Below are 25,260 nucleotides of genomic sequence, written 5' to 3' on the forward strand. Positions count from 1 at the left end.
GGCTGCGCCAGACCGCCTCTTTGCAACGGTTAGCGCGTTGGTCATAGTGCTGCGGGCGACAGGCCCCGCGTATCGCGGTGTCTTTTATCTTATATAAGACCAGGGAAGGCGGTCAAAGGTTCAAAAGCCTATCCGCCATGTTCAGCCAGAGCCTGTCCCTCATGTCTATTATTACCAAGTTTCGACAGCCTGCGCCTGTCCGGAGTCTGGGTTTTTACGCTAAAACAACCAGCCGCCACGGCCAAGTTCGCGTTCGCAACCTTGGTACTGGGCGGCGAAGCGCTCAGCGCGCACCTGTACCTGCCGCGCCACCCGCAGCAGCCAGGTTTTGCGGTCGTAACTGCGGTTGCGATAGCCGGTCCAGCCTTCGTGATAGTTCAGGTACTGGCCATAGGCATCCCATTTAGACACGCCGTTGATGCGCTGGGTTTTACTCATATACCAAGCCATGAAATCGATCGCGTCTGCGAAATCGTCCCGGCTCGACAACCAGCCCCCGGCCTCGCGTTTGTAATCCGCCCAGGTTTCATCTTTGGCCTGTGCGTAACCATAGGCCGAACTAACCCTGCCCCAGGGTATGAAACCCAGGAAATAGTAGCGGGGGGGCAGGGCGTCATGCTTGAAGCTTGACTCCTGATACATCATCGCGATCGGCACTTGTACTGGCGTCTCCCATTTTTCCTGTGCCTTGAGGGCGGCGTTATGCCATTGCGGCTTCTCGCGGAAAATGGCGCAGATATCTTCAGGATTGCCAGGGGGCCGTGTGCTGGCGCAGCCCGCCAGGGCCGCAAGGCATAGCAACACGCCCCAGCGTCCGAGCATCATTGTTTTCAATCTGGCTTTTCCCTGTCATCGGATTTTTACCGGATTTTACGGCTTGATCTGAGCGCAATCGCCTCCCATTGCGATCTTTGCCCTGCCGGCCCGAGGGGCGGGAAATGTTGTGCGCGAGCGACGAAATACTGAAAATAAGCTTAATAACAAGAATCATTGTTATTCGTGTTTATTATTCAACTCGCACCGATATCGCATCGGTTCCGCCTGCCCCGCGCAGCACCGCGGCTGGGTGGGGCGTCAAGACAGAACTTTCCTATTGAACGGACGAATGATGAAGAAACTCCCCAGTGCCGCCTATCTGGCGGTGGCCTTGCCTTTGAGTGCCGTCGCGCAAACTGATCCTTCCGTCACTCTGGGCTCCATCAAGGTGGAGGCGAGCGCTGATGCCTCCGCGCAGGGGTTGGCCCCGGCTTTTGCTGGCGGCCAGGTGGCTACGGGGGCGCGCGCGGGCATCCTGGGCACCAAGGAAAACCTCGCGACACCGTTTTCCATCACCAGCTATACCAGCGATCTGATCGCGGATCGCCAGGCGCGCAGCGTCGCGGATGTCTTGCAGAATGATCCGGGCGTGCGGGTGGCGCGGGGTTTCGGTAATTTTCAGGAGTCGTACTTTGTGCGCGGCTTCCTGCTCAGCTCCGAAGATATTGCCTATAACGGGCTATATGGTCTGATGCCGCGGCAGTACATCTCTTCCGAGTTTTTCGAGCGGGTCGAGGTGCTGCGTGGCGCTTCTAACTTTCTGACCGGCACGCCGCCCACGGGCGGGGGGATCGGTGGCGCTATCAATCTGGTGCCCAAGCGCGCTCCGAACGAGCCGCTCACCCGTTTCACGACTGGCATTTCCTCGAGCGGCGCGGCCCAGACCGCAGCCGATATCGCCCGTCGTTTCGGCCCCGATGACAGCACCGGCATTCGCATCAACGTAGGCCAGCGTGGGGGCGAAAGCGCCGTTGACGGCGAATTCGGCCGTACTACGGCTGCGCTGCTCGGGCTCGACTGGCACAACGATCGTGCCCGTCTCTCGGCCGATATCGGTTATCAGTTCAATCGCATCAAGCGCGGTCGTCCGAATGTCACGCTGAACTCAAGCATCAAGTCGGTGCCCAGCGCGCCGTCCTCCACCACCAACTATGCCCAGGACTGGACGTACTCCAACGAGCGGGATGTGTTTGGCACCTTGCGCGGTGAATACGATATCTCCGATAAGCTGACCGCCTACGCGGCCTACGGCCACCGCAACAGCAAGGAGAAGAACTCGCTGGCCAATATCGGCAGCGTCGATGCCTCTGGCAATGGCACGTTCTACCGCTTCGACAATGTGCGCAAAGACACCGTCAATACGGGAGAGCTCGGCCTGCGCGCCAAGCTGGAGACCGGTCCGGTCAAACATGATCTGGTGGTGTCGGGTTCTTACTTCGAGTTGGAAAAGAAAAACGCCTACGCAATGGACTGGCGCAACACCACGGCCACCAATATCTACCATCCTGTGCGTATTCCTCAACCCGCTTTCAGCCCTAACACCCTGTTTGGCAATGACCTGGGCGATCCGGCCTTGTCCGGCCGGGTCCGGATGACCAGCCTGGCGCTGGGCGACACCCTGTCGGTGTTGGACGACCGCGTGCAATTGACGTTAGGCGTGCGCCATCAGCGCTTGTACAGCCGTGATTTTGCCTATAACACCGGTGTGGGCGGCAAGGCCTACGATCAAAGCCGCAACTCGCCGGCCGCCGGCATCGTCTGGCGCCTGACCCCCGAGGTGTCGCTGTACGCCAACTACATCGAGGCCTTGACAGCCGGCGAAACCGCGCCCAATAACAGCAATGGTCTGCCGGTCCGCAATGCCGGAGAGATGTTGTCACCCTATGTCGCCAAACAGAAAGAGCTTGGTCTTAAGGTTGAGCGCGATGGCCTGGGCGCAGGCATTGCGGTATTCACGACAGAAAAGCCCCGGGCCTATGTCAACAGTGATCAAGTCTTCAGCGAGGCTGGCCGCGATCGGCACGATGGTCTTGAGCTCACCTTTTATGGCCAGGCTACCCAAAGCGTGCGTTTGTTGGGCGGCATGACCTGGCTCAATGCCAAGCAGCGCGACACCGGCAGCGCCACCACCGATGGCAAGCGTGTCATCGGTGTGCCGCAATACCAGGCCAATCTGGGCGCCGAGTGGGATATTCCGGGCGTCGAAGGGCTGACGCTCGATAGCCGCCTGGTGTACACCGGCGCCTCTTATGCCGATGCCGCCAACAGGCTAAAAGTGCCTGGCTGGACTCGCGTTGATGCCGGCTTGCGCTACTCGACCGACATCAGCGGCCACAGCGTCATCTGGCGCGCCCGCGTCGAAAACATCGCGAATCGTGGCTATTGGTCGTCGGTGGGGGGATACCCCAACAACGGTTATCTGGTGCAGGGCGCGCCCCGCACGTTCACGCTCACGGCCGCGATAGAGTTCTAAGGCTGCATGGCGCGGCGATGGTCGAAGCCATCGCCGCGCCTGGCGTTCAGCCGCGATAGCGCCATTGCTGTAGCGGCAGCACCGCGACGGCGGCGGTGCCCGCCCACATGGCCCAATCTGCCGTCAACAATAGACCCGCAGCCACCGCCCCCAGAAAATAGGCGCTCCAGGCCATGAGCAGTGGCAGGCGCGAACCGTTTGGCGTGCTGGATGCGCCAAAAAACGGGGCAAGGAAGAGGGCTCGCGCAGACAGCCGGGCCAATTTCGCCAGGGTGCTGGTAAGGACTACTGTGCTGACAGTACTGCCTCCCACGCCGACGATCACGCTGGCCTGTAAGCCCATTGCCGTGGCGGTGAGGGCCAGCCACAGCGAGCTGGCGGGATCAAGGCAAGAGGCCGCCACCAGCAGCGCGCACTCGGTAAACAGAGGCAGCTGATACGACCATTGGCGCTGCGGCGTAAAGCAGCCGCCAGCCAGGGCTCCCAAAAAAAACAGTACGAGCGTCGAGAGTCCGCTGACTGCGGTCGTCCATTGATGCTGGGCCAGCGACATGCCCACCAGCACGATATTGCCCGTCATATTGGCTGCGAATACGCCGTGGTAAGCGTAGCCAAGCGCGTCGATATAGCCGGAAGCCAGGCACAGCAGCACCAAGGGAAGGGGGAGGGAGGACGTGCAGCGCAGATGTGTATCCATCGCGGCAGCATAACGTAGGCCTGTGCAGGGCCGTCCGGTTTGCCTCAGCCCTGCAAACTACGTTATATCTGTCGGGGAGGTGTCCAAAACTCATGTGCCATCTGTGCCCGCAGGGCGCGTCGATTGTTGAGAGGAGAGCTTCCGTATGACCGAACGTAAAGTCGCTGGTGTACGCACCTATCACATGCCTGCGGGCGGTTGGGGGGCTCTGAAAGCCACCGCTGCCACGATTGCAGAGCAGATGCGTGTCGCCGAGGGGTCCGAGCTGCTGCTGCGCGCCAATAAGCCGGATGGATTCGATTGTCCAGGCTGTGCCTGGCCGGACAAGAAATACACCTCCACATTCGAGTTCTGTGAAAACGGCGCCAAGGCCGTCACCTGGGAGGCGACACAGCGCCGCGTCGATCCGGCGTTTTTTGCCCAGCACACCGTGACCGAGCTCTTAGGCTGGAGCGATCATGCCCTGGAGGATGCCGGCCGGCTGACACATCCCATGACTTATGACGCGGCCAGCGACAAGTTCGTACCGATTGAATGGGATGCGGCCTATGCGCGGATTGCACAGGTGTTGCAGGCGCAGGCCACTCCGGATGCGGTGGAGTTTTACACCTCGGGGCGCGCGTCGAACGAGAGCTCCTTCCTGTTCAATATTTTTGCGCGAGAGTACGGCACTAACAATCTTGCCGATTGCTCGAATATGTGCCACGAGCCCACCAGCGTGGGCCTGCCTAAGACCATCGGCATAGGTAAGGGTACGGTTTCTCTGGATGACTTTGACCAGTGCGAGCTGATTATCTGCATCGGTCACAACCCAGGCACCAATCACCCGCGCATGATGGGCACCCTGCATGACTGTTCCCAGCGTGGCGTTCCGATTATTGTGCTCAACCCTTTGCGGGAACGAGCGCTGGAGCGCTTCGCTGATCCGCAAAGCCCCACCGAAATGGCGACGCTGACCTCTACACGCATCGCCTCCAGCTACTACCAGGTGAAGGTGGGGGGCGACGCCGCCGCACTCAAGGGCATCATGAAGGCGCTGGTGGAGCGAGACGCGCAGCATCCGGGCACCCTGGACCGGGACTTCATTGCCCAGCATACCCATGGTTTCGAGGAGTTTCGAGCGGATCTCGAAGCCACGTCCTGGGATGAACTGGAGCGGCATAGCGGCCTGAGCCGTGATGACATGCAGGCCGTGGCTCAGGCCTACGCCAAGTCCAAGGCGACCATCATCAGCTATGGCATGGGCATTACCCAGCACAGCACCGGCGCGCACAATGTGCAGCAGACTGCGGCCCTGCTGCTGCTGCGCGGCAATATCGGCAAGCCCGGCGCAGGTATCTGTCCTTTGCGCGGTCACTCCAATGTGCAAGGCAACCGCTCGGTCGGCATTACCGAACTCATTGATCCGGTGATGTTCGACAATATCGAGAAAACCTTTGGTTTCCGCCCGCCAGAGCGCCCCGGCCACAATGCCGGCAATGCCATGCGGGCCATCAGCGACGGGCGTAGCAAGGTATTGATCTGCCTGGGCGGCAATTTCGCCATCGCTATGCCCGATACCGAGCGTTGCGCGCAAGGCATGCGTGGCCTGACGCTGGCGGTGCATCTGAACACCAAACTCAACCGTTCGCACTTACTGATTGGCAAGGAGGTCATCGTGTTGCCCGTGCTGGGCAGAACCGAGAGCGACGTGCAGGCCAGCGGCGCTCAGGCCATCACGGTGGAAGACTCGATGTCCATGGTGCATGCCTCACGCGGCAAATTGCCGCCGGCTTCGGCCCATCTGCGTTCCGAGCCGGCCATCATCGCCGGGATGGCGCAGGCCACATTGCCCCACAGTCGCGTGCCGTGGTTGCATCTGATCGAAGACTACGACCGCATTCGTGACCTGATCGAGCGCATCTATCCTGATTTTCATGACTACAACGCGCGTATCCGTGTGCCGGGTGGGTTCCGCCTGACGCTGGCTGCCGCGCAGCGCGTCTGGAAAACCGCCTCTGGCAAGGCCGAGTTCTTGATTTTTCCTGGCTTGGAGGAAGACCCCGAATTCAAGGACACGCTCAAACTCACGACCGTGCGCAGCCACGATCAGTACAACACGACGATCTATGGCATGGACGATCGCTATCGGGGCGTGTTCGGGCGCCGCGACGTGCTGTTCATGAACGAAGAGGATATGCAGCGCTTGGGGTTGGCGCATGGCGATAAAGTCGAGATCAACACCGCGCTTACCGGTCAAACACACCGTCGCCTGACATTGACCGCCATCCGCCACGACATTTCGGCGGGATCGGCTGCCGCTTACTTCCCCGAAGCCAATAATCTGTGCCCGCTGGATTATCAGGACCCTTTAAGCGGCATCCCCTGCTATAAATCCGTGCCCGTGCAGATCCGCAAGACCGCCTAGTCTGCCGCGGCACAACAAAAAGCCCGCCAGTCACAGACTGGCGGGCTTTTTGCTTTTGCGAGACGGCTTAGACCGGAACCGAGTCCGCGACGTCCTTGTAGTCAGCGATCTGATCGAAGTTCAGGTACTTGTAGATCTGGTCGCCGCTCTTGTTGATGACGCCCATATCCGACATGTACTCTTCCTTCGTCGGGATGCGGCCCAGACGCGAGCAGATGGCGGCCAGTTCGGCAGAGCCCAGATACACGTTGGTGTTCTTGCCCAAACGGTTCGGGAAGTTGCGGGTGCTAGTCGACATGACGGTCGCGCCTTCGCGCACCTGCGCCTGGTTGCCCATGCACAGCGAGCAGCCCGGCATTTCCGTACGGGCGCCAGCGGTGCCGAAGACGCCGTAATGGCCTTCTTCCGTCAGTTGCTGAGCGTCCATCTTGGTCGGGGGAGCCACCCACAGCTTGACCGGAATATCGCGCTTGCCTTCCAGCAGCTTGGATGCCGCGCGGAAATGGCCGATGTTGGTCATGCAGCTACCGATAAACACTTCGTCGATCTTGGCGCCGGCCACATCGCTCAGCGTCTTGACGTCGTCGGGGTCGTTCGGGCATGCAACGATGGGTTCGTGGATATCGGCCAGATCGATTTCGATCACGGCCGCATAGTCGGCGTCGGCATCCGGTTCCAGCAGCTTGGGGTCTGCCAGCCAGGCTTCCATGGCCTTGATACGGCGGGTAATCGAGCGTTCGTCTTCATAGCCGTTGGCGATCATCCACTTCAACATCACGATGTTGCTGTTGATGTACTCGATGATCGGCTCTTTGTTGAGGCGCACCGAGCAGCCGGCCGCCGAACGTTCGGCGGAAGCGTCGGACAGCTCAAAGGCTTGCTCGACCTTGAGATCGGGCAGACCTTCGATTTCCAGAATGCGGCCGGAGAAGATGTTCTTCTTGCCTTGCTTGGCCACCGTCAACATGCCTTGCTTGATGGCGTACAAGGGAATGGCGTTGACCAGATCGCGCAGGGTGACGCCGGGCTGCATCTTGCCCTTGAAGCGCACCAGCACCGATTCCGGCATGTCCAGCGGCATGACGCCGGTAGCGGCGGCGAATGCCACTAGGCCGGAACCTGCCGGGAACGAGATGCCGATCGGGAAGCGGGTGTGCGAGTCGCCGCCAGTGCCCACCGTGTCGGGCAACAGCATGCGGTTGAGCCAGGAATGGATCACGCCGTCGCCAGGGCGCAGCGAAATGCCGCCACGGGTGCTGATGAACTGCGGCAGCGTGTGGTGCGTCTTGACATCAACCGGCTTGGGATAGGCAGCGGTGTGGCAGAAGGACTGCATCACCAGATCGGCCGAGAAGCCCAGGCAGGCCAGATCCTTGAGCTCGTCGCGGGTCATGGGGCCGGTCGTGTCCTGGCTGCCCACCGAAGTCATCTTCGGTTCGCAGTAGGTGCCCGGGCGGATGCCCTGGCCTTCCGGCAGACCGCAGGCGCGGCCGACCATCTTCTGGGCCAGGCTGAAACCGCGGCCGGTGTCGACCGGGTTCTTGGGCAGGCGGAACAGCGTGGAGGGCGCCAGGCCCAGGGCTTCGCGAGCCTTAGCGGTCAGGCCACGGCCAATGATCAGCGGAATACGGCCGCCGGCGCGTACTTCGTCAAACAGGACATCCGATTTGACTTCGAACTCGGCGATTACCTCGCCGTTCTTCAGGGCCTTGCCGTCGTAGGGGCGCAGCTCGATCACATCGCCCATTTCCATGTTGGAAACGTCCAGCTCGATCGGCAGGGCGCCGGCATCTTCCATCGTGTTGTAGAAGATGGGGGCAATTTTGCCGCCCAGGCAGACACCGCCAAAGCGCTTGTTCGGCACGAAGGGGATATCTTGGCCGGTGAACCACAGCACCGAATTGGTGGCCGACTTGCGCGAGGAGCCGGTGCCGACCACGTCGCCCACGTAAGCAACCAGGTGGCCCTTTTCTTTTAGCGACTCGATGAAGCGGACCGGACCGCGCTTGCCGTCTTCTTCGGGCTGGAAGTTAGCGCCTTCACGCTTGTTCTTCAGCATCGCCAGCGCGTGCAGCGGGATGTCCGGGCGGGTCGTGGCGTCAGGCGCCGGCGACAGGTCGTCGGTGTTGGTTTCGCCCGGAACCTTGAAAACCGTAATGGTCAGGCTTTCCGGCACTTCGGGGCGGCTGGTGAACCATTCGGCGTCTGCCCAGCTTTGCAGCACGGCGCGGGCGTTAGCGTTACCCTTGTCGGCCTTTTCCTTCACGTCGTGGAAGGCGTCGAACATCAGCAGGGTTTTCTTCAGGCCTTCGGCGGCAACCGTGCCGACCTCGGCGTCATCCAGCAGTTCGATCAGCGGACCGATGTTGTAGCCGCCGAGCATGGTGCCCAGCAGTTCGGTTGCCTTGGCGCGGCTGATCAGTGCACACGACTCCTTGCCCAGCGCGACAGCGGCCAGATAAGAGGCCTTGACCTTGGCGGCGTCGTCTACGCCAGCGGGCACGCGGTGCGTCAACAGATCCAGCAGGAACTGTTCGTCGCCGGCGGGCGGGTTTTTCAGCAGCTCGATCAGGTCGGCGGTTTGTTGGGCGGAAAGCGGCAGCGGGGGGATGCCCAGTGCGGCGCGTTCGGCCACCTGTTGGCGGTACGTTTCCAGCATGAGAAGCCTGCGTAGTGTCGGTTGGTAGGAAGTGTGCGCATTTTAGAACCAACAGCGGCTACAGGCAAATGTCTTATATCTTATATAAGACCTGTGGTCTGAGTGTTACGCCGTCCCGGCGGCCTACAATGAGAACTCTTCTAAATTAGCCGGGGCCAGGCTTGTCATATTTCTCCGCAGCTCATCGTCAATCTCGCCAGAGTGATACCACTTCCCGCGCCTTGACCGCCTTGGGCAGCGCCTTTGTCGTCGCTGACCTGGAAACCACCGGTTTATCGGCGCACGCCTGTGAGATCCTCGAGTTCGCTGCAGTGCGGGTCGACACCGAGGGGCAGATTGCCAGCGAGTACAGCCAGCTTGTGCGCATCAACGGCCGGGTGCCTAGCTTTATTGCGCGGCTCACCGGCATTTCTCAGCAGGAGGTCATCCGTGATGGCAAGCCTATTGATGAGGCTTTCCGGGCCTTTTGCGATTTTGTCGGGACGACGCCCGTGTTTTTCCACAATGCGTCCTTTGACACCCGTTTTCTGCGCGCCACGGCCTCGCGCTGTGGGCAAGCCTTCGACAACGACACGCATTGCACACTGTTGCTCGCCCGCCGCGCCTGGCCAGAGTTGCGCTCGCACAAACTCGGCATGCTTGCCGAACACCTGGGGGCTGCCACGCCGACTCACCGGGCCCTGGCCGACGTGCGTGCGACGGTCGCGGTAGCCCTGGCCGCCCGGGCGCGTCTGGGTCATTGAGGGAGTGCTGATGTCAGATTTTGAAAATATCAAACAGGCTTTGCGCCGTTTTAGTGCCGAACGAGCGTGGCAGCCTTTTCATACACCCAAGAATCTGGCGATGGCCCTGGCCGGCGAGGCCGGAGAGCTGGTGGCCATTTTTCAATGGCTGACCGAGGCGCAATCCCGCGAACTGGATGATCGTCAGCGCGAGGCCGTGATGGACGAAATTGCTGATGTGCAGATGTATCTGGTTGCACTGGCCGACCAACTGGACATGGATATCGCCCAGGCGGTCGAGCGCAAAATGCGGAAAAACGCTGCCAAATATCCGGCGGGGGTATTCCGGGGCAGCGCTCGCAAGTACAACGAAGCGCCTAAATGACCTTGGTTTCGTGGTGCACTTGCGGCGGAGCGGCGAAGTGGTCGCCCACCAGTTTGCGCCACTCTTGGAAGTCCGCCGAGTTACGGAAGTCCACCATGTGGTTCTCCAGCGTTTCCCACTGCACGACCAGCGCATAATCCTGCGGGGATTCAATTCCGCGATGCAGGGCGGCGCCGTGGCAGCCTTTGGCGCGTGCGAACAAAGGCAGGGCCGTCTGCACGGCGGCCTCAAAGGCGGCCTCGTGGCCTGGTTTGACACGGATCTTGGCAATTTCTTGAATCACGGCAACTCTCCAATAGTGAGCGCCCATGTGTGGGCGCTGCCAAATACTAGCGCGAAGCCGCGTTCCGGTCACAGGCTGAATCTTGGCTGAATGCGCGCTCAGCGTGGCTTGGTGCACTTCGGTACACTCGGGAACTTTCCTCATTGCCCCGCGCCGCCATGCCATTGCCCCATTTGTTGTTGGCTGTCTTTGTGGTCTTTATCTGGGGGACCAACTTCGTCGTCATCAAATGGGGTTTGGCCGACTTCCCCCCTTTTCTGTTTGCGACGCTGCGCTTTGTGCTGAGCGTGTTGCCCTGGCTGTTCCTCGTGCGCAGGCCGCAGGTCTCGTGGACCTCTCTGGCCTCGGTCGGCATGCTGCTGGGGGTTGGACAGTTCGGCCTGCTTTACTGGGCGATGCAAGGCAGCATTTCGCCGGGTCTGGCGTCCCTGGTCATACAGTCGCAAGTGTTCTTTACTATTCTGATCGCCGTTGTCCTGAACGGTGAGAGGCTGCGCGCGCTGCAATATCTTGCCATGCTGTTAGCGGTCGGCGGTTATATTCTCGTGGGTTGGCACAGCGTGGCCGATCCGGGGGCGGCTGTGACGCCTGGCGGTTTGGGGCTGGTGCTGGCTGCCGCCTGTTGCTGGGCTTGCGCTAACACGGTGGTCCGCCGCGTCGGGCGGGTGAATATGGGGGGCTTCATCATCTGGAGCAGCCTCTTCGCTACGCTGCCCCTAGCCTTGCTGAGTCTGCTGCTCGATGGGCCGGTACAGATCGCGGATGCCTTGCGCGACGCCACTTGGTCGGGCTGGGCCGCAACGCTCTGGCAGGCTTTGGGCAACACGCTATTGGGCTTCGGAATATGGAACTGGCTGTTGGTGCGTCATCGCGCCAGTCAGGTCACGCCTCTTGCTCTGCTTGTGCCCGTATTCGGTATGCTGTCGGCGGCGCTGTTGCTGGATGAGCCGCTGCCTGGCTGGAAACTGGGCGCGGCGGCACTGGTGTTGAGCGGCCTGGCGCTGAATGTTTATGCGGGTTGGCGGAGTGCCCGCGCATGACCGCAAGCCAGCATGTGATTTTTCTCTTGGCCGTCGCGCTGGCAACCTACGCGCAAACCATGACCGGCTTTGCTTTCGGTTTGGTGCTGCTCGGGCTGGCCAGCCTGTTTGCGCTGGCGCCGCTGCCGGATATGTCGAATACCGTCAGCATTCTCACGCTCATCAATGCGCTGGTCGCGATCGGCCGAAACCGGCCGCAGGTCGATTGGTCTTTGTTGCGTCCGGCCTTGTGCAGCAGCCTGATCGGTGTGGCGCTGGGTGTGGCGGCGCTGGGCTTCATCGATAGCGGCACGTCAATCTGGCTGCAATGGCTGCTGGGCCTGACGATTCTGGGCTGCGCTTTCATGCTGGTCTTGCAGGCCCGCCAATTGAAACAGGTTTCAGGCAAGCCGGTCTTTGTTTTCTTCGGCCTGATCTCCGGCTTGCTGGGAGGCCTCTTTTCCAGCGCCGGACCGCCTATGGTTTACCATCTTTACCGCCAGCCGCTGCCTTTGGCCGTCATTCGTAATTCCTTGCTGGTCATTTTTGCCGTCAATTCTGTCGTGCGCCTGGGGCTGGTGAGCGCGCAGGGCAGTCTGCATCTCAACACCCTGTGGATGAGTCTGGAAGCCTTTCCCGTCGTGGTGTTGTTGACCTGGCTAGTGCGTCGCTTTGCCTCGGCAGACTCGATCAAGACCGTCAAACGTATGGTTTTTGTGCTGCTGATCGCGGCAGGCCTAGGTTTGTTCCTGCCGACCTCGCAGCAACTGCTGCAAGCGCTGTTCTGACGCAGCGCTGAGCGGATGCAGAATAGGCGGATGTCAGCCCGCAGTGTCTGGCCGGCGCGCGCTCCGCTAAAGCGCTGGCGGCAGTGCCCAATCGGAGTCCACGCCCATTCAGCCCCGTGTTCGGCGAGCACACAGGGCCGTCTACGGGGCCTGGGGCCTCAAAGACTGTGGCTCGTTTGAGGGCCGGCCGCCATCCGCTGGAAACCATGGCGAGGGAGACCGGCTTTCCTGGCCGGCGGCTTAGGCGCGAGGTCCTGCGGGTTTGGTCTAGCGCCGCAGATTGCAACCACGGTGCGGGCGTCGATTACTGCTGTGTTGGTTCGCCAGCCGGGTTTGCCGGGGCGGCTTGCAACACCATGGTGCTGGGCGGAGAAATGTCCAGTCCGGCCTGCGGCAGGCGATGCAGCACTTCGAATAGCAAGGCGCTGCGCACGCTATAAGCGTTGCGCGGTGAACTCACATAGCCCTTGGCATTGAACACCAGGCGGCCATTATCGATGCCGTCGAGATACACGTCGGGGGCGGGGGCCTCCAAAATGGATTCATGGTCGCGGAAGACCTGAAGCATGACCTCGCGTACCCGCCGCGCATCGGTCGACAAGGGCATGGGCAGTTTGATCTGCACCACGCCTTGCGGATTGGCGTGCGTCACGTTGCGCACCGTCTTGGTGATGAATTCTGAGTTGGGAACGATGACTGTTGAGCGGTCGCTCATCTGGATTTCGGTGGCGCGCACATTAATGCGCTGAATATCGCCCTCGATGCCGCCGAGCGAGACCCAATCGCCTACCTTCACAGGCCGCTCCGCGAGCAGGATCAGCCCGGAGACAAAATTCTGCACCACCGCCTGCAGACCAAAACCGATACCCACCGAGAGCGCGCTGGCGATCCAGGCCACACGCTCCAGTCCTATGCCCAGGGCTGACAGCGACAGGGCGATAGCCAGAACGAAACCCGCATAGCCGAACAGGGTGGCGGCCGAGGTCTGCATGCCGGGGTCCAGCTCAGTCGTCGGAAGATAACGGCTGGCAAGCCAATGTTTGAGCAGGCGTACGGATAGCAAAGCCAGCGCCAGAACCAGGAAGGCCTGCGCCAACGCGCCAGGCCGGATCTGCACTTCGCCGATCTGCAGACCCTGGTAAAGCAGATCCAGGCGATGCAGCAGATCGGCAGGAGCCTCGCCAAATGGAGCCAGCAACAGAATGATCGCGCTCAGGATCAGCATCAAGCGCAGCATGCCTGAAAGCAGCACCGCAGCCTGCCCGCGCAGGCGTTTTTGAGGGCTTGTGGCTTCGTCTTTGTGCGTGCCGCCGAGTAGCGTGGTGCAAGCGTCATCGATCAAGGCCGATAGCAGATAGACCGAAGCCACTACGGCGAGGGTCCAGAGCGCCTGGCGCACCAAAAAGCTGCCCAAAGCGATATACCCGATCAGTAATGCCAGCGTGCTGAGCGGCAGGACGATCCAGGCCGCCGTATTGAACGCGACCAGCCACAGGGGCCGGGGTTGCGGCGCCTCCCGGCGGCGTACATGTTCGGCATAGATCAGGGCGGCGAACAGGGCCACGATCATGACTGCGATGACCAGGGTGTTGAGTGCAATCGTGCTGGTCAGGCTGGCGTTGATCAGCACGGGCAGGCGCTCGGCCAGCCGGGCCGCCACCACCAGTACGCCGAGCGTGAGAGGCAGCCAGCGCAGGCCGTCGGCTACGGAATCGGGCAGCGGCACCAGGCGCCACGATGGGCGGTGTGTCGAAAGCAGGGCGTAACCCAGACCGGCGACAAAGCCGCCAGCGGCGGCGATTTCGACTAGGCTGGCAAGCAGTGTCTGGGTGTCATTTGAAATATCCCCATTCCAGCTCAGTCCGACCACCAAGAGCTCGGCAACCAGTGCGGGGGCCAGCGTTGATAGCGCAACGACCGTCATCGCTAAAATGGAGCGCCGAAGCCGTCCGGCGGGCACGCGCATTGCAGTCAGCTTCATGATGCGTTGGCCTGCCCAGTAACGCAGGCCGACGACTGCGCCAGCCAGCATCACCAGCACCGTCCATACCCAGGCGGGCGTGTCGGCGACCCTCTCTCGCACCTCATCGCCTAACTCGTATAGTTGCTTCAGATCGCGCGGCAGTTCGCCATTGAGATCTGACCAGAACGCCGCGGACAGCGGCGAACCGCTGCGTTCTCCGAGCTGTGCCTGGAACCGCGTGCGGCGCAATGCGGAAATCTGTTCAGCCGTCTGCGCTGCGTCAACGGCCAGTAGGCGGGCTAGCTTTAACTGCGAATCCAGGTTGCGGCTGTCTTTCTCTAGCTGGGCGCGTTGCGCGGCGACATCGGGCGTCTCTTTGCCGGCCGGCGACGCCGCGCCCAGTTCGGTCAACCTGGCCGCGACGCTCGACAACTGGGGCGCCAGGGCATCTGCCGCCTCATTGGCCTGAGTGCGGATATCCAGGGCAGCGGTGCGACGTTGCACGAGTTCATTGTCATCGGTCTGCTCATTCAGGCCTTTGCGCAGGGTGTCGATCTCCTTGCGCGCCTCTGTCAAGGCCGCTTCGACATTGGCCTGCGGCGGCTGCGCCCAGGTCGTACAGCCCAAGACCAGAGAGAGAATCAGAAACAGACGCATGCAACACAGGCGCCAGAAATGTGCAGTCGGATTCATCGTCGATGCTAGGTGAGAGGAGGCAAGGCCGCCGGGGCCGTGCGGTAGCAGTTTACGCCTGAGCGGCCAGGGTTGCTGGCGGGGTCAGTACCGCCGAGCAGATCTCCAGCCAGGCCCGTGCCGCGTGAGATAGATAGCGGTCTCGCACCCAGATATGGCCCACCTCCCATTGCACGCCGGATCGCGCCAGCCTGGCTGTGCTCAGGCCGCGGGTTTTCAAACGCTGCACCAAGGGTTCGGGCAGGATGGCCGTGCCTAGACCGGATGAGGCCATGGCTGCCAGAAAGTCCCAATGCGCGCTTTGCGCGGCGATTCGCGGATCGAAGCCGGCGGACTCGCAGGCCTGTCTCAAGCGGCGCGTAAGTGCGAAGTCCTCGGTGGGGATCAATAAAGGGACGTCTCGCAGGGCGCTTAGCGGCAATGTGGTCCGGTTGGCCCAGGGGGCATTGGATGGACCGAGCGCCCAGAGCGAATAAAGCCCAAAGCGTCGCGATTCCAGCGGGCCGCCGGCCGCCACCGGCAGCACGGTCGCACCGACCTCAAGCTCGCCTGCGGCCACCAGCCGCTCCACCTCCTGACCGGCACCCTCGCGCAGACTGAGCTGGATTCGCGGATAGCGTTCGCGGAATTGCCGCACCACGGGAATGAAAAGCAGGTTGATCATCGGAGGAATGCCCACCTCCAATTCGCCGCGCTCCAGGTCGGCAGCCTCCTTGACCTCGGCACTCAGTTGCCGCATTGCGGCCAGAATCTGCAGGCTGCGCTCATAGACGATGCGGCCGGTGTCGGTCGGCCGTGCGGTATGGCCGTCCCGTATCAGCAAAGGGGTGCCGACTTCTTCTTCAAGCTGGCGGATCATCTTGCTGACGGTGGATTGCGTTACGAACAAATGCCTGGCCGCCTCAGTAAAACTGGCGCAACGCACGGTCTCCGAAAAATAGCGCAGGGCGCGAACATCCATTTCCGCTATCTCCGTAAATAATGAAAAAAACGACTGATATTGATGATTTTAAGTCATTACGAGATTCTGTCTCGTCTTCCTATACTGCGCCCAACCCGTCACGAGGACGCCAAGAGCATCGTCGATGACGAATCGAAAACGCCGCAGCAGACGGTGTCCAGGCATGTAGAGACAAGGTCTATCAGCAACATGCCCTGGGCATGTGTCGGCGGCTTCAGAAGTCTGGAGACACCATGGACCTCGATCGTATCCGGCATGCGGGCCTGCGCTCTCGCGTAACGACGGCTCAGGAAGCCGCACAACTGATTCAAAACGGCATGACCGTCGGCATGAGCGGCTTCACGCGTGCGGGCGACTGTAAAGCCGTGCCTGCCGCGCTGGCTGAGCGCGCGGCGGAGCATCCTCTCCAGATTACCCTCATCACCGGCGCATCGCTTGGGCATGACACCGACAAGTTGCTGGCGCAGGCTAATGTGCTGGCTCGCCGGATGCCCTTCCAGGTTGACACCACGTTGCGCCGCAAGATCAATCAGGGAGAGATCCGCTTCATTGACCAGCATTTGTCAGAGACTGTTGAGCAACTTCGAGCCGGCCACGTGCATCCTATCGATGTCGCTATCATCGAGGCGGCGGCCATCACCGAAGACGGCGGCATCATACCTACGATGTCGGTCGGCAACTCGGCTTCCTTTGTCGATCAGGCTAAAGTCGTCATCATCGAAATCAATCAAAGCGTGCCCGCCAGCATTGAAGGCCTGCACGACATCTATGTACCTGCCGCTCACGGCGTCCGGGCGCCCATTCCGCTCGTGAGCCCCGAGCAGCGGATTGGCGCCGCGGCGATTGCGGTCGATCCGGAAAAGATCGCGGCCATCGTATTCACGCGTGACCCGGACAGTCCCTCGAATGCGCTGCCCCCGGATGACGACACTGCCATGATTGCCGGCCATATCGTGCATTTCCTGGAAGCAGAAGTCGCGGCGGGCCGCCTGACTCGTTCGCTACTGCCCCTGCAGGCAGGTATTGGAACCATCGCCAATGCGGTGTTGCATGGCTTCGGGCAGGCTGATTTCGAAGGCTTGACGATGTACTCCGAAGTGCTGCAAGACAGCGCCATTGCCTTACTGGATAGCGGCAAACTGGCTTTTGCCTCGGCTTCGTCCATCACGGTGTCTGAAACCGTGCATCAACGCCTGCTGGGTAACATCGATCATTACCGTGAGCGCCTGGTGCTGCGGCCCCAAGAAATCAGCAATGCGCCCGAGATCGTTCGCCGGCTTGGCATCATCGCCATCAACACCGCCTTGGAGTTCGATATCTATGGCAATGTGAACTCCACCCATGTTGGCGGCACCCATATGATGAACGGCATCGGCGGCTCGGGAGATTTCGCCCGAAATGCCCACCTGGCCATCTTTGTCACCAAGTCCGTGGCCAAGGGGGGCGATATTTCCAGCGTCGTCCCCATGATTACCCATGTGGATCACAACGAGCACGATGTGGACATTCTGGTGACTGAGTGCGGTCTGGCGGATCTTCGGGGTCTGTCGCCTCGCGAGCGGGCGCAAGCCATTATCGACAACTGTGTGCACCCTTCCTACCGGAATGCCTTACAGGATTACTTCGACCGCGCCTGTCAGCATGGCGGGCAAACACCGCATTTGCTGGAAGAAGCGTTCTCCTGGCACCTGCGTCACAAGGAGACCGGCTCGATGCAGCCTGTAGCCAAAGCGCTGCGAGCCGCCTGAGCCTCCTGCCTCACCTGTACATTCCGGCCTCCAATCTTTGGGGGCTTTTTTATTGGCCCATCATCGCCAAAAGAGAGAACGAGTGCTGAGACATGGGGGGAGGGGAGCAGCTATATATAGGCTAAGAATATATAGGCTAAGAAAGTACGCTACCTATTAGAAGGGGGGGCTGTCATAGGTGGAGGGCTGTCCATATAGGCAAGCGCTGAATTTATTGGACGAACTGCCTCGATTTGCTCGGGTGCAGGATTATTTTTCATTTTTCTTTAAAAAAAGAGTCAAAGCCGAGACAGGGCGAAAAAAGCTGTGCTATAGTTCGCCTCCTTCGCAGCACAGACAGCAACGCAGACGCGGCGCAGTCAGTGAAGTGAAGCCGGAATTGAGGTTTATGTGTTTGATTCCAAAGCGGTTATCGCAAAGCGAAACGTGGGAAGAGCAGATAGGCGTCAGGCACGGGGAGAGAGGTTAAGGCGATAGCCGGCCCGGATTCCAGTGCGGCACGACGGGGAATAAAAAATTGCGAGTGACTTGCAAAATTCCAAAAAGTTGTGTTATAGTTTCGGGCTTGGCAGTTATCGAAACATTCGGGTTTACCCGGATCTGCAAAACGGCAGGGTGTTTCGAGAGCTGCTAGAGCAAGGAAGTGAGATAAGAGGTGAGCAGTGACTTAGGTTGCTGTGAGGTGGTGAGTAAGTTGCCAACTCGGTGTTTCGCCGGTAGCGTGAGTGGAGAAAAAAATCTTCGCAAGCGATACGAAAAAAGCGAAGCTGAGTTGACAAACGAAAAAAACTCCTTCATAATCTCGTTTCTCTGCTGCTGACAACGATGCAGCGACGAACGGCAGATAAGCCGAGCGACGCGGTAAGTGAGAAGCGAAGCAGTAAGGTAGTACAGAATTAGCAAGACCGCTCTTTAACAATTAAACAACCGATAAGTGTGGGCACTTGGTGTGAGTGCGCAACGTCAGGCTTAGGTCTGACGGGAAGCGAAACTATCAAGTGCTCATATAGAAGTAAGGTTTAGTTTTTCGAAACTATCACCTCACTTCCTTTGAGCAAGCGAAAGTCGTCGTTAAGAGATTAACGGCGCAACACAGAGATTAAACTGAAGAGTTTGATCCTGGCTCAGATTGAACGCTGGCGGGATGCTTTACACATGCAAGTCGAACGGCAGCACGGACTTCGGTCTGGTGGCGAGTGGCGAACGGGTGAGTAATGTATCGGAACGTGCCTAGTAGCGGGGGATAACTACGCGAAAGCGTAGCTAATACCGCATACGCCCTACGGGGGAAAGCGGGGGACCTTCGGGCCTCGCACTATTAGAGCGGCCGATATCGGATTAGCTAGTTGGTGGGGTAACGGCTCACCAAGGCGACGATCCGTAGCTGGTTTGAGAGGACGACCAGCCACACTGGGACTGAGACACGGCCCAGACTCCTACGGGAGGCAGCAGTGGGGAATTTTGGACAATGGGGGAAACCCTGATCCAGCCATCCCGCGTGTGCGATGAAGGCCTTCGGGTTGTAAAGCACTTTTGGCAGGAAAGAAAAGGCGCAGGCTAATACCTTGCGCAAATGACGGTACCTGCAGAATAAGCACCGGCTAACTACGTGCCAGCAGCCGCGGTAATACGTAGGGTGCAAGCGTTAATCGGAATTACTGGGCGTAAAGCGTGCGCAGGCGGTTCGGAAAGAAAGATGTGAAATCCCAGAGCTTAACTTTGGAACTGCATTTTTAACTACCGAGCTAGAGTGTGTCAGAGGGAGGTGGAATTCCGCGTGTAGCAGTGAAATGCGTAGATATGCGGAGGAACACCGATGGCGAAGGCAGCCTCCTGGGATAACACTGACGCTCATGCACGAAAGCGTGGGGAGCAAACAGGATTAGATACCCTGGTAGTCCACGCCCTAAACGATGTCAACTAGCTGTTGGGGCCTTCGGGCCTTAGTAGCGCAGCTAACGCGTGAAGTTGACCGCCTGGGGAGTACGGTCGCAAGATTAAAACTCAAAGGAATTGACGGGGACCCGCACAAGCGGTGGATGATGTGGATTAATTCGATGCAACGCGAAAAACCTTACCTACCCTTGACATGTCTGGAATCCCGAAGAGATTTGGGAGTGCTCGCAAGAGAACCGGAACACAGGTGCTGCATGGCTGTCGTCAGCTCGTGTCGTGAGATGTTGGGTTAAGTCCCGCAACGAGCGCAACCCTTGTCATTAGTTGCTACGAAAGGGCACTCTAATGAGACTGCCGGTGACAAACCGGAGGAAGGTGGGGATGACGTCAAGTCCTCATGGCCCTTATGGGTAGGGCTTCACACGTCATACAATGGTCGGGACAGAGGGTCGCCAACCCGCGAGGGGGAGCCAATCCCAGAAACCCGATCGTAGTCCGGATCGCAGTCTGCAACTCGACTGCGTGAAGTCGGAATCGCTAGTAATCGCGGATCAGCATGTCGCGGTGAATACGTTCCCGGGTCTTGTACACACCGCCCGTCACACCATGGGAGTGGGTTTTACCAGAAGTAGTTAGCCTAACCGCAAGGGGGGCGATTACCACGGTAGGATTCATGACTGGGGTGAAGTCGTAACAAGGTAGCCGTATCGGAAGGTGCGGCTGGATCACCTCCTTTAAGAGCTAAGTGCTCGCATTAAGTGTCCACGCTTATCGGTTGTTTGAATATAGCTGCGAAGGATCGAACAGATCCGGAAGATTTGAAGTCTGGGGTCTGTAGCTCAGTCGGTTAGAGCACCGTCTTGATAAGGCGGGGGTCGTTGGTTCGAATCCAACCAGACCCACCACGAATACGGGGGTGTAGCTCAGCTGGGAGAGCGCCTGCTTTGCAAGCAGGATGTCATCGGTTCGATCCCGTTCACCTCCACCAGTTACTTTTGATTCGGTTGATGCCGGATTGGAAGTGAGGCGGTTAGAGAGAGGTTTCATCCTTCGCGAGTCTGAGGTTAACGGTTAAGGTTGCGAGCAGTCTTAATCGTTAGGTTTAGGCCTGACAGCTATATATGTTCTTTAACAATTTGGAAGAAGCACAACGTAAAGTGTTTATCGAGTAATCAAGGGAACTTGACGAAGATGAATACGGGTTGTGATTGCATGATTATGTTCCAAGTCTCAAGCTGACCAGAGATGGTCAGAGCTTTTGAACTTAAGAACGGCACAAACGCGAAATGACAGCAACCTATAAGACTCAAGTGTTATAGGATCAAGCGACTAAGTGCACATGGTGGATGCCTTGGCGATCACAGGCGATGAAGGACGTGGTAGCCTGCGAAAAGCTACGGGGAGCTGGCAAACAAGCTTTGATCCGTAGATGTCCGAATGGGGAAACCCACTGCGCAAGCAGTATCCCTGACTGAATACATAGGTCAGTGGAAGCGAACCGGGTGAACTGAAACATCTCAGTAGCTCGAGGAAAAGAAATCAACCGAGATTCCGATAGTAGTGGCGAGCGAAATCGGAAGAGCCTTTACGATTTAGCCATCCGTATAATCGAACAGTCTGGAAAGTCTGGCCGTAGCAGGTGATAGCCCTGTAGATGAAATGCGGGTGGTGGAACTAAGCGTAAGAGAAGTAGGGCGGGACACGTGAAATCCTGTTTGAAGATGGGGGGACCATCCTCCAAGGCTAAATACTCGTGATCGACCGATAGTGAACCAGTACCGTGAGGGAAAGGCGAAAAGAACCCCGGAAGGGGAGTGAAATAGATCCTGAAACCGTGTGCATACAAACAGTCGGAGCCTCCTTGTGGGGTGACGGCGTACCTTTTGTATAATGGGTCAGCGACTTACATTCAGTGGCAAGCTTAACCGAATAGGGAAGGCGTAGCGAAAGCGAGTCCGAATAGGGCGTTGAGTCGCTGGGTGTAGACCCGAAACCAGATGATCTACCCATGGCCAGGTTGAAGGCACGGTAACACGTGCTGGAGGACCGAACCCACTAGTGTTGAAAAACTAGGGGATGAGCTGTGGATAGGGGTGAAAGGCTAAACAAATCTGGAAATAGCTGGTTCTCTCCGAAAACTATTTAGGTAGTGCCTCAAGTATTACTGCGGGGGGTAGAGCACTGTTATGGCTAGGGGGTCATGGCGACTTACCAAACCATGGCAAACTCCGAATACCCGCAAGTACAGCTTGGGAGACAGAGCACCGGGTGCTAACGTCCGGACTCAAGAGGGAAACAACCCAGACCGCCAGCTAAGGTCCCAAATTATCACTAAGTGGGAAACGAAGTGGGAAGGCATAGACAGTCAGGAGGTTGGCTTAGAAGCAGCCACCCTTTAAAGAAAGCGTAATAGCTCACTGATCGAGTCGTCCTGCGCGGAAGATGTAACGGGGCTAAGTGATAAACCGAAGCTGCGGGTGTGTACTTTGAGTACACGCGGTAGGAGAGCGTTCTGTAAGCCTGCGAAGGTGGCTTGTGAAGGCTGCTGGAGGTATCAGAAGTGCGAATGCTGACATGAGTAGCGATAAAGGGGGTGAAAAGCCCCCTCGCCGTAAGTCCAAGGTTTCCTGCGCAACGTTCATCGGCGCAGGGTGAGTCGGCCCCTAAGGCGAGGCAGAGATGCGTAGCTGATGGGAAGCTGGTTAATATTCCAGCACCGTCGTACAGTGCGATGGGGGGACGGATCGCGGAAGATCATCAGGGTGTTGGATGTCCCTGTTGCTGCATTGAAGATGGCGCTTAGGCAAATCCGGGCGCGTAAATCAAGGGTGTGGCTCGAGCGAGCATGTCTCGCGAAGTGATTGGAAGTGGTTCCAAGAAAAGCCTCTAAGCTTCAGCTGTACGAGACCGTACCGCAAACCGACACAGGTGGACGGGATGAATATTCCAAGGCGCTTGAGAGAACTCGGGAGAAGGAACTCGGCAAATTAATACCGTAACTTCGGGAGAAGGTATGCCCCGGTAGTGTGAGGCGCCTGCGCGCTGAGCATGATGGGGTCGCAGAGAATCGGTGGCTGCGACTGTTTATTAAAAACACAGCACTCTGCAAAGACGAAAGTCGACGTATAGGGTGTGACGCCTGCCCGGTGCCGGAAGGTTAAGTGATGGGGTGCAAGCTCTTGATCGAAGCCCCGGTAAACGGCGGCCGTAACTATAACGGTCCTAAGGTAGCGAAATTCCTTGTCGGGTAAGTTCCGACCTGCACGAATGGCGTAACGATGGCCACACTGTCTCCTCCCGAGACTCAGCGAAGTTGAAGTGTTTGTGATGATGCAATCTACCCGCGGCTAGACGGAAAGACCCCATGAACCTTTACTGTAGCTTTGCATTGAACTGTGAACCGGCCTGTGTAGGATAGGTGGGAGGCGCAGAACTCGAGTCGCCAGATTCGAGGGAGCCGTCCTTGAAATACCACCCTGGTTTGTTTGCGGTTCTAACCTTGGTCCGTTATCCGGATCGGGGACAGTGCATGGTGGGCAGTTTGACTGGGGCGGTCTCCTCCCAAAGTGTAACGGAGGAGCTCGAAGGTACGCTAGGTACGGTCGGAAATCGTGCTGATAGTGCAATGGCATAAGCGTGCTTGACTGTGAGACTGACAAGTCGAACAGGTGCGAAAGCAGGACATAGTGATCCGGTGGTTCTGAATGGAAGGGCCATCGCTCAACGGATAAAAGGTACTCTGGGGATAACAGGCTGATACCGCCCAAGAGTTCATATCGACGGCGGTGTTTGGCACCTCGATGTCGGCTCATCTCATCCTGGGGCTGTAGCCGGTCCCAAGGGTATGGCTGTTCGCCATTTAAAGAGGTACGTGAGCTGGGTTTAAAACGTCGTGAGACAGTTTGGTCCCTATCTGCCGTGGGCGTTGGATACTTGACGGAGCCTGCTCCTAGTACGAGAGGACCGGAGTGGACGTACCTCTGGTGTACCGGTTGTCATGCCAATGGCATTGCCGGGTAGCTAAGTACGGAAGAGATAACCGCTGAAGGCATCTAAGCGGGAAACTCGTCTGAAGATTAGGTATCCCAGAGACTAGATCTCTCTAAAGGGTCGTTCAAGACCAGGACGTTGATAGGTCGGGTGTGGAAGCGCAGTAATGCGTTAAGCTAACCGATACTAATTGCCCGTGCGGCTTGATCCTATAACTCTTTAGTCTTACATATACGATTGCTGGCCATACGCGCCAGTGCCGTCTGAACATACATCAACGCAACCCGCGTGACGCTTCTTCCAAATTCAAGCTGTTGACAACAGCGTCAACTGCTTAGCCAGTTACGCCTGACGACCATAGCAAGGTGGCCCCACTCCTTCCCATCCCGAACAGGACAGTGAAACGCCTTCGCGCCGATGATAGTTGGTTTACGCCTGTGAAAGTAGGTCATCGTCAGGCTTTTATCCCTCAAAACCCCACAAGCTACCGCTTGTGGGGTTTTGTTTTCCTGAGTGTCGCTCGCACAAGCCCTGTGCTTGAGCAAACCAGGGAGCGGTTTAAGCTAAGCCCGCCTAAGCTGTTGTTAACATCGCTTTCAAGTGGTTGATTCTGTCAGCCACTGTGCCGTTTACGCCTGACGACCATAGCAAGGTGGCCCCACTCCTTCCCATCCCGAACAGGACAGTGAAACGCCTTCGCGCCGATGATAGTTGGTTTACGCCTGTGAAAGTAGGTCATCGTTAGGCTTTTATCCCTCAAAACCCCGCAAGCTCGTGCTTGCGGGGTTTTGTTTTTGGCGCGCGGCTCGCCAGGACGTGCCAGGGAGCCTTGATGACGGGGCGTGGCTGCTTAGAAAATGACGAAGCAGGCCCAATGCACGGGATTTATTCCGGCTAGGGCTGCTACGGATTCAAGGTGTTTGCGAATGCGCGATGGAGAGCATTTTGACGTGCAACAGTCAGGCTGGAAATTCGCCGTCCAGGTAATACCATTGGCCGTCGATTTTTTCAAAACGACTGATTTCATGCATGCGAACGGCCCGGCCGGCCTGACGGTAACGAGCGATAAATTCGACGATGGCTCGATTGTCGTCCTGTTGCTGGTGCCGCCGTACTTCGAGCCCTAACCATTTCAGATCGGGCGGATTGGTTTCCAGCGTGGCAGGCCGGGTATCGGGATGCCAGGTTCGAAGCACGTAGTCGATATCGTTGCGCGTGTAAGCGCTATAACGCGAGCGCATGAGATGCGCGGCGTCAGGTGCGGGAGTCTGTTGCCAGCGCTCGCAGCAAACGGTGTAGTCGGCACCGCTGCCACAAGGGCAGGCGGTGTGGATCGGGGACTTCTTCACGGTTAGCGCAGGAGATCGTTGTACTCAGGGTGGCGCTTGAAGAAGGCTGCGGCATAGCTGCAGAGCGGGCGTACTTTCCAGCCACGCTCACGAGCGGTTTGCAGCGCGAATTCGGTGAGCTGGCCGGCGATGCTGCGCCCGCCCACCTCTGCAGGCACGCCGGTATGCAAAATGGCCATGACGCCATCGCGAAGCTGGTAGTCCAGCACGCAGGCACGCCCGTCTACGATGAGTTCAAAACGGGCTTGCTCGGTCCGGTGAGTAATTGAAGTCATGGTCTTTTCGCGCAGGCCTGAGATGCGGACATTTTGGCATGGATCTGCCCTGCTTGCTTATTCTTGCCGAGGTCAGGCTGCGGTCATTCGTGCATTTATGTCTGTCTACATCGTCGGTGGCGATCGCATGAGCGTA

General features: G+C 58.6%; 15 protein-coding genes, 2 tRNA genes and 4 rRNA genes. 13 read left to right on the plus strand and 8 right to left on the minus strand.

The genetic code is table 11. The features are described 5' to 3' along the window. Window positions 1–219 precede the first annotated feature (219 nt). On the minus strand, window positions 220–822 hold the full coding sequence (locus U0029_RS04900) for a transglycosylase SLT domain-containing protein (RefSeq protein WP_114852366.1): 603 nt from the start codon (window positions 820–822) through the stop codon (window positions 220–222). Window positions 823–1,108: 286 nt separating this feature from the next. On the opposite strand from U0029_RS04900, the gene U0029_RS04905 reads away from it, so the two are divergent. Next, window positions 1,109–3,289, plus strand: a complete 2,181-nt coding sequence (locus tag U0029_RS04905; RefSeq protein ID WP_114852367.1) for a TonB-dependent receptor — start codon at window positions 1,109–1,111, stop codon at window positions 3,287–3,289. A 46-nt stretch (window positions 3,290–3,335) separates the two neighbouring features. Here U0029_RS04905 and U0029_RS04910 read toward each other — a convergent pair whose 3' ends face one another. Then, on the minus strand, window positions 3,336–3,986 hold the full coding sequence (locus tag U0029_RS04910) for a YoaK family protein (protein WP_114852348.1): 651 nt from the start codon (window positions 3,984–3,986) through the stop codon (window positions 3,336–3,338). Window positions 3,987–4,131: 145 nt separating this feature from the next. On the opposite strand from U0029_RS04910, the gene U0029_RS04915 reads away from it, so the two are divergent. Continuing rightward, on the plus strand, window positions 4,132–6,393 hold the full coding sequence (locus U0029_RS04915; RefSeq protein WP_114852349.1) for an FdhF/YdeP family oxidoreductase: 2,262 nt from the start codon (window positions 4,132–4,134) through the stop codon (window positions 6,391–6,393). Window positions 6,394–6,460: 67 nt separating this feature from the next. Here the strand turns inward: U0029_RS04915 and acnB are convergent, their stop codons facing one another. Next, entirely contained in the window at window positions 6,461–9,052 is a 2,592-nt protein-coding gene (acnB, locus tag U0029_RS04920) for a bifunctional aconitate hydratase 2/2-methylisocitrate dehydratase (RefSeq protein WP_012418166.1), read from the minus strand. Window positions 9,053–9,213: 161 nt separating this feature from the next. On the opposite strand from acnB, the gene U0029_RS04925 reads away from it, so the two are divergent. Beyond that, entirely contained in the window at window positions 9,214–9,795 is a 582-nt protein-coding gene (locus U0029_RS04925; protein ID WP_169507436.1) for a 3'-5' exonuclease, read from the plus strand. Between the two features lie 10 nt (window positions 9,796–9,805). Next, on the plus strand, window positions 9,806–10,159 hold the full coding sequence (locus U0029_RS04930) for a nucleotide pyrophosphohydrolase (protein WP_039052202.1): 354 nt from the start codon (window positions 9,806–9,808) through the stop codon (window positions 10,157–10,159). Here the strand turns inward: U0029_RS04930 and U0029_RS04935 are convergent. Continuing rightward, entirely contained in the window at window positions 10,152–10,442 is a 291-nt protein-coding gene (locus U0029_RS04935) for an antibiotic biosynthesis monooxygenase family protein (protein ID WP_039052203.1), read from the minus strand. The two genes, U0029_RS04930 and U0029_RS04935, sit on opposite strands and share 8 nt — an antisense overlap. Before the next feature lie 158 nt (window positions 10,443–10,600). Between U0029_RS04935 and U0029_RS04940 the strand changes: the two genes are divergently transcribed. Then, a complete protein-coding gene (locus U0029_RS04940) occupies window positions 10,601–11,482 on the plus strand; it encodes an EamA family transporter (RefSeq protein ID WP_012418162.1) in 882 nt (293 codons plus the stop codon). Beyond that, entirely contained in the window at window positions 11,479–12,249 is a 771-nt protein-coding gene (locus tag U0029_RS04945) for a sulfite exporter TauE/SafE family protein (RefSeq protein ID WP_012418161.1), read from the plus strand. The genes U0029_RS04940 and U0029_RS04945 overlap by 4 nt, the downstream gene beginning before the upstream one ends. 304 nt (window positions 12,250–12,553) lie before the next feature. Here U0029_RS04945 and U0029_RS04950 read toward each other — a convergent pair whose 3' ends face one another. Further along, on the minus strand, window positions 12,554–14,869 hold the full coding sequence (locus tag U0029_RS04950) for a DUF3772 domain-containing protein (protein ID WP_236841016.1): 2,316 nt from the start codon (window positions 14,867–14,869) through the stop codon (window positions 12,554–12,556). Between the two features lie 88 nt (window positions 14,870–14,957). Then, window positions 14,958–15,866, minus strand: a complete 909-nt coding sequence (locus U0029_RS04955; protein WP_114852352.1) for a LysR family transcriptional regulator — start codon at window positions 15,864–15,866, stop codon at window positions 14,958–14,960. 233 nt (window positions 15,867–16,099) lie between these two features. Here U0029_RS04955 and U0029_RS04960 point away from each other — a divergent pair, with 233 nt between their 5' ends. The 7 genes from U0029_RS04960 (at window position 16,100) to rrf (U0029_RS04990) (ending at window position 24,247) form a co-directional block, all read left to right on the plus strand. Beyond that, window positions 16,100–17,614 carry an acetyl-CoA hydrolase/transferase family protein gene (locus tag U0029_RS04960; RefSeq protein ID WP_114852353.1) on the plus strand — a complete coding sequence of 505 codons (1,515 nt, stop codon included), beginning with the start codon at window positions 16,100–16,102 and terminating at the stop codon, window positions 17,612–17,614. Window positions 17,615–18,715: 1,101 nt separating this feature from the next. Then, window positions 18,716–20,246 (plus strand): 16S ribosomal RNA (locus tag U0029_RS04965). A gap of 92 nt (window positions 20,247–20,338) precedes the next feature. After that, window positions 20,339–20,415 (plus strand) — tRNA-Ile (locus U0029_RS04970). 7 nt (window positions 20,416–20,422) lie between these two features. Then, window positions 20,423–20,498 (plus strand) — tRNA-Ala (locus U0029_RS04975). 331 nt (window positions 20,499–20,829) lie between these two features. After that, window positions 20,830–23,711: ribosomal RNA gene (locus tag U0029_RS04980) — 23S ribosomal RNA — on the plus strand. Window positions 23,712–23,847: 136 nt separating this feature from the next. Then, window positions 23,848–23,960, plus strand: a 5S ribosomal RNA gene (gene rrf, locus U0029_RS04985). A 174-nt stretch (window positions 23,961–24,134) separates the two neighbouring features. Beyond that, window positions 24,135–24,247 (plus strand): 5S ribosomal RNA (gene rrf / locus U0029_RS04990). The 16S, 23S and 5S rRNA genes sit together here with 2 tRNA genes alongside, the layout of an rRNA operon. Window positions 24,248–24,459: 212 nt before the next feature. On the opposite strand, the gene U0029_RS04995 is transcribed toward rrf (U0029_RS04990), so the two are convergent. Then, entirely contained in the window at window positions 24,460–24,849 is a 390-nt protein-coding gene (locus tag U0029_RS04995; RefSeq protein WP_114852783.1) for a YchJ family protein, read from the minus strand. A 2-nt stretch (window positions 24,850–24,851) separates the two neighbouring features. Next, entirely contained in the window at window positions 24,852–25,124 is a 273-nt protein-coding gene (locus U0029_RS05000) for a GNAT family N-acetyltransferase (RefSeq protein ID WP_114852784.1), read from the minus strand. Window positions 25,125–25,260: the final 136 nt, after the last annotated feature.

Source organism: Bordetella avium (assembly GCF_034424645.1).
Taxonomy (GTDB): domain Bacteria; phylum Pseudomonadota; class Gammaproteobacteria; order Burkholderiales; family Burkholderiaceae_B; genus Bordetella; species Bordetella avium.